The organism is Albidovulum sp., from assembly GCF_049646345.1.
Lineage (GTDB): Bacteria > Pseudomonadota > Alphaproteobacteria > Rhodobacterales > Rhodobacteraceae > Albidovulum.
Window position 1 is genome coordinate 1 of record NZ_JBARVQ010000493.1, and the last position, 5,067, is coordinate 5,067.

At 61.2% G+C, this 5,067-nt stretch carries 6 protein-coding genes; 1 reads left to right on the forward strand and 5 read right to left on the reverse strand.

Translation table 11 applies throughout. The annotated features are described in order from the left end of the window. From WBB85_RS12355 to WBB85_RS12370, 4 genes are all read right to left on the reverse strand, one after another. Positions 1-401 (reverse strand): hypothetical protein (locus tag WBB85_RS12355; RefSeq protein WP_432638912.1); only part of this gene is annotated, 401 nt, incomplete at its 3' end. Positions 402-566: 165 nt separating this feature from the next. Next, positions 567-1,568 carry an Lnb N-terminal periplasmic domain-containing protein gene (locus tag WBB85_RS12360; protein ID WP_432638913.1) on the reverse strand — a complete coding sequence of 334 codons (1,002 nt, stop codon included), beginning with the start codon at positions 1,566-1,568 and terminating at the stop codon, positions 567-569. Between the two features lie 53 nt (positions 1,569-1,621). Next, positions 1,622-1,900 carry a YiaA/YiaB family inner membrane protein gene (locus tag WBB85_RS12365; RefSeq protein ID WP_432638914.1) on the reverse strand — a complete coding sequence of 93 codons (279 nt, stop codon included), beginning with the start codon at positions 1,898-1,900 and terminating at the stop codon, positions 1,622-1,624. Between the two features lie 198 nt (positions 1,901-2,098). Further along, on the reverse strand, positions 2,099-3,577 hold the full coding sequence (locus tag WBB85_RS12370; RefSeq protein ID WP_432638915.1) for an NAD-dependent succinate-semialdehyde dehydrogenase: 1,479 nt from the start codon (positions 3,575-3,577) through the stop codon (positions 2,099-2,101). A gap of 189 nt (positions 3,578-3,766) precedes the next feature. On the opposite strand from WBB85_RS12370, the gene WBB85_RS12375 reads away from it, so the two are divergent. After that, a complete protein-coding gene (locus WBB85_RS12375) occupies positions 3,767-4,555 on the forward strand; it encodes an alpha/beta hydrolase (RefSeq protein WP_432638916.1) in 789 nt (262 codons plus the stop codon). Positions 4,556-4,659: 104 nt separating this feature from the next. Here WBB85_RS12375 and WBB85_RS12380 read toward each other — a convergent pair. After that, a partial coding sequence (locus tag WBB85_RS12380) for a VOC family protein (protein ID WP_432638917.1) occupies positions 4,660-5,067 on the reverse strand: 408 nt, incomplete at its 5' end.

Genomic DNA, 5,067 nt, shown 5'->3' on the forward strand with positions numbered 1-5,067 from the left:
CTGTAATAGCCCCAGCTGGAAAGACGCGACTGAATCGCCCGCCGCTCATAGACCGGCAACCGGTTGAAGGCCTGCGCGGCGGGGGTGGAATAGACGCCCGACTGATAGGTCGGCTGGTAGCGCGGCTCCTGGTAACGCGGTTCCTGATAGCGGGCCTTCTGGGAACGGGTCTTGCGCGGTGCCTTGTACTGCGGCTGATAGGTCCGCTGGACCGGGGCCGCCTGCGCCTGGCGCTTCTTGTTGTTGTTGAGGATCACGGCACCGGCGATCGCGGCGACTGTGGCACCAAGCAGCAGGTTCTGTTCCTTTTCGCTCCAGGCATTGGCGGGAACGGCGCTGGCCGAAATCATCGAAAGGGACGCGACGGCGGCGATGGCGGTATTGCGGATGTTGAGCAGCATGGTTTGCACTCCTGGCTGAATGTTTGCTGCCACCGATAGAAGCGTCGGTGGGTATGATAGGCAAAATCAGGGATGTGTTAGCCGATAACCGGCCAAGCGGACCGCGATCCGCGTGGCGTCTTTCATGGGGCAAGCCTTTGTTTTCGATCCGGGATTCGCAGAGTGTCAGAAACCTGCGCGGATCCAGTCAGAATAGTCGGCCGATACCGGAACCCGCTTCGCGCGTTCTGTGACCGCGGCCCGGCTGCGGCGTTCGGCCATCGAAATATCGTCCGCAAGCCCGCCGATCTCATCAAGGTAGTCCGGCAGCTGCCCCGATTTCACCAGCCGGATATCAAGCGGCATGTCCGGCTGAACAAGCGTGGCAAGCTGATAGACCGTCGTCGTACAGTTATCCGTGAGCGTGTTGTAGAAGGCCGGATTTTCGTCCAGCGCATTGCCGAAATCGAGATAGGTCAGGAACATCTTCCGCATCCGTTCGTGATCCAGCTTGACTGGATAGACGCGGACATCTTCACCCCGGTGATTGGTGCGCAGCTTGACGATATCGCTTTCCTCGGCCGCGATCAGCACCAGTTCGAACTTGCGGAAGAAGCCGCCGAGGATCTCGAACTCCTCATCCGCCTCGCGCCGGATCTCGACCGAGAAGACCACGCGCTGGCCATCGGTAAAGCCGAAGCTGACCAGAAGATGGGCAATGTCGGGATTGTCCCAGACCGAGGTGAACATATCGATGCTGTCGAGCCTGGTCAGGTCGTAGTGGCGCGTAACCCAGTGTTCCTTGGCCGTATCACGATCCTGCCAGTCAAAGGCGCGGACATTGTGCAGGGTCACGGCATCGCCATCGATCTCGGCGGTGACGCCGTGGGCGACATCGGCAGCCCAGTGGCGGTCGTCTCTCGGCTCGATGGTCTGATACCAGCCCCCCGCGGCAAGCAGGATGACGGCGAAAGCGGCCCACCCTGCCCGCCGCGACCGGCAGCGCAGTGCAAGGGCTGCCAACGCGACGAGCGCCAGAAGCGTTTCGAAAAGTACGAGCGCTGCGCCGGACAAATGCACCCACATGGCTGCCCCGGCCAGGCCGGTCGCAGTGATGAGGATGAGGCCGAAAGCGGCGTGGCCCAGGAATTTTGCGATCCTGCGGCGGCGGGTTGGTGTGCTGGTCATGGCCATACCTCCTGAATAAGGGCGCCGCCGGGCGGACCCGGCGGCGGTGGGGTTCAGTTGTTCGTGGTGGCTTCCATCAGGATCCGTTCGGTACGGGCTTCATCCAGCTTGTTGTGCAGGCGCTGGGTTTCCTCGCTGTCCCGGAACGACTTGGTGATAGAGACCGTCGCCGAAACAAGCATCAGCGCGGCCATGGCGTAAAAGCCCTTTGCGGCAAAGCTGGCTTCCAGAAAGTAGATACCCCCTGCCATCATCACGGCAGAGACGCCGAAATTGATATAGTTGAAGAAGTTGAAGGCTGCGGTGGCTTTCTGCGGGATGTAGTCGGTCATGGTCTTTCTCCTGCTTTGATTGGCTTGAGCATCGTTCATAAGTTTGATGTAGATCATTCATGAACATCGTTCAAGGTAAAAATGAACAATGTTCAGGAAACAGTGTGAAGCCAATACAGAAACAATCCGCGCGACCGGAAAACGAAAAGGGCGGCGCACATGATGTGCCCCGCCCGATCCGGTCGACTGTCGGTCTGATCAGACTGACAGACAGATGTACTTCATTTCCAGATAATCCTCGACCCCGTGATGGCTGCCCTCACGGCCAAGGCCGGACTGCTTGACACCGCCGAAGGGCGCGACCTCGGTCGAGATCAGGCCGGTATTGACGCCGACCATGCCGTATTCCAGCCCCTCCTGCACCCGCGTGATGCGGCCGATATCGCGGGCGTAGAAGTAAGAGGCGAGACCGAAGATCGTGGCATTGGCAAGCTCGATCACCTCTTCCTCGGTGTCGAACTTGAACAACGGCGCGAGCGGGCCGAAGGTTTCCTCGGTCGAGACCTTCATCGCGGGCGTGATGCCGGTGACGACGGTCGGCTCAAAGAAGGTGCCGCCAAGCACATGGCGCTTGCCACCGGTGACGATCTTGCCGCCACCCGCCAACGCGTCGGCGATATGCTCCTCGACCTTCTCGACAGCGGATGCGTTGATCAACGGGCCGGTGGTGACGCCCTCTTTCAACCCGTCGCCGACATTCAGCTTGGCAACCGCCGCCGCCAGTTTCTCGGCGAAGGCGTCATAGACACCCGCCTGCACATAGATGCGGTTGGCGCAGACACAGGTCTGACCGTTGTTGCGGAACTTGGAAATCATCGCGCCCTCGACCGCCTTATCAAGGTCGGCGTCGTCAAAGACGATGAAGGGCGCGTTGCCGCCAAGCTCCATCGAGCATTTCATGACCTGATCGGCGGCCTGACGCAGCAGGATGCGCCCCACTTCGGTCGAACCGGTAAAGGTCAGCTTGCGCACCGCGTGGTTTTCGCAGAATTCCTTGCCGATGGCCGAGGATTTCTTCGAGGTAATGACCGAGAAGACACCGGCAGGAACGCCCGCGCGTTCGGCTAGAACCGCCATCGCGAGTGCCGAGAGCGGCGTTTCAGCGGCAGGACGCGCGACGAAACCGCAACCCACGGCAAGGGCTGGCCCTGCCTTGCGGGTGATCATCGCATTGGGAAAGTTCCAGGGCGTGATCGAGGCCGCGACCCCGATCGGCTGCTTGATCACGGTGATGCGCTTGTCGCGCTGGTGGCCGGGGATCGTCTCGCCGTAGATGCGCTTGGCTTCTTCGGCGAACCATTCAAGGAAGGACGCGCCATAAACGACCTCGCCCTTGGATTCAGCCAGCGGCTTGCCCATCTCGGCGGTCAGGATCGCGGCCAGATCATCGGCATTCTCGACCATCAGGTCATACCATTTGCGCAGCACGGCCGCACGTTCCTTACCGGTGCGCGCAGCCCATTCGTGGCGCGCCGTATCGGCGGCAGCAATGGCGCGGGCGGTCTCGGCGCGGTCAAGATCGGGCACGGAGCAGATCACATCGCCACGGGCGGGGTTGATCACCTCGAAGGTCGCGCCATCATCGGCGTCAATCCATTCGCCAGCCACATAGGCCTTGGTCGCCAGAAGCGTCGGATCCTTCAGAAGGGCGCGGAGGTCGGTGACGGAATCGAGCATTGGAATCTCCTTTCTCAGAACCGGCCGGGCCGGGACGGTCGTTGTTATGCCCGCCGGGGGGCGGATTGCAAACTTAAAATATTCATCACGTGCAGAAAATTTTTATCGCAATATGTCCTCAACGTCGATACGCGACCGCCGTTGCAAAAGCCGCCAAAGCGCGCGATGCATGGCAGAGGGGAGGCCATCATGCGCTATGACGATGCCTTTGCGAACGGCAAATATATCGAAGGGGCCGAGGCCTATCCGCCCCACTGGGCCGACAAGGCCGCGCAGTTCCGTGAGGCATTGGGCGCGCGGGCCCGGCTGAGCCTGCCCTATGGAAAGGGCCCACGGAACTGGTTCGACCTTTTCCTGCCCGAGGGCGAGCCCGAGGGGCTTCTGATCTTCATTCATGGCGGCTATTGGCGCGCTTTCGGCCCACGCGACTTCTCGCATTTGGCCGCCGGGGCTGCCCTGCGCGGCTGGGCCTGTGCGATGCCAGCCTATACTCTGGCCCCCGGCGCACGGATCAGCGCTATCACCGCAGAGATTGCCGCAAGTCTGCCGGTCATCGCGGCAGAGGTCGCGGGCCCCATCGTCCTGACCGGCCATTCCGCAGGCGGACATCTGGCGGCACGCATGGTCTGCCGCGACATCGCGCTGCCGGGTGAGATAGCCGCACGCATAGCCCGCTCGGTTCCGATCTCACCCCTGACCGATCTGCGCCCGCTGATCGAGACGGCGATGAACGACGATTTCCGGCTCGACCGCGCCGAGGCGGTGGCGGAAAGCCCCGCCCTCCTGACGTACCGTTCCGGTGTTTCGATCCATGTCTGGGTCGGCGGCGCCGAACGCCCCGCCTTCCTCGATCAGGCCAGACGGCTTGGCAATGCATGGGCCTGTCCGGTGACGGTGGATGCAGGACGGCACCATTTCGATGTGATCGAGGGGCTGGAGGGGTCGGACACAGCACTGATGTCGGCACTACTCGGTTAGTCCCCCTCCCCACAAGGGCGAGGGAAGCTGCCCGGCCGATCCGCGATCCGAGTATCTGCCTTGTCGGTGCAACCCGCAGCACCTTAATTTGAAATGGGCCCAGATTATCGCTGCACGAACGCTCTGCTAGACACCTGGACAGAGTTTCCCGCAGGGTCTTTGGCGTTGGCAAAGACGTAGCCGTCTGCCTGATGAATCTTACCGAACTTCAGCCCTTTGCCACGAGCGGCTTCGCAAAAGGCCACGACGTCTTCGACATCAAACACGAGCTTCACGAGAGCCTGCCCCTCCTTTTGCCTGACGGATGCAGGATGCAAAAGGATCGAAACACCGGCGGCCTGGGGTTTCAACTCGAGGATGCGATCACCTTTGGCGCGGGAAATCGAAAAGCCAAAGTGCTTGGTGTAAAACTCCGCCATTTGCGCGGTCTTTTTAGTGTAGATCACTATTCGCCCGAGTGGTGTGGTCATTGCTGCGGCCGTTGGGCAATTTCGATTGGGAAGGCATAACAG

Excerpts from the sequence above, each read along its gene's own strand:
- WBB85_RS12360 (WP_432638913.1), bottom strand. The coding sequence starts at position 1,568 with ATGACCAGCACACCAACCCGCCGCCGCAGGATCGCAAAATTCCTGGGC.
- WBB85_RS12365 (WP_432638914.1), bottom strand. The coding sequence starts at position 1,900 with ATGACCGACTACATCCCGCAGAAAGCCACCGCAGCCTTCAACTTCTTC.
- WBB85_RS12370 (WP_432638915.1), bottom strand. The coding sequence starts at position 3,577 with ATGCTCGATTCCGTCACCGACCTCCGCGCCCTTCTGAAGGATCCGACG.
- WBB85_RS12375 (WP_432638916.1), top strand. The coding sequence starts at position 3,767 with ATGCGCTATGACGATGCCTTTGCGAACGGCAAATATATCGAAGGGGCC.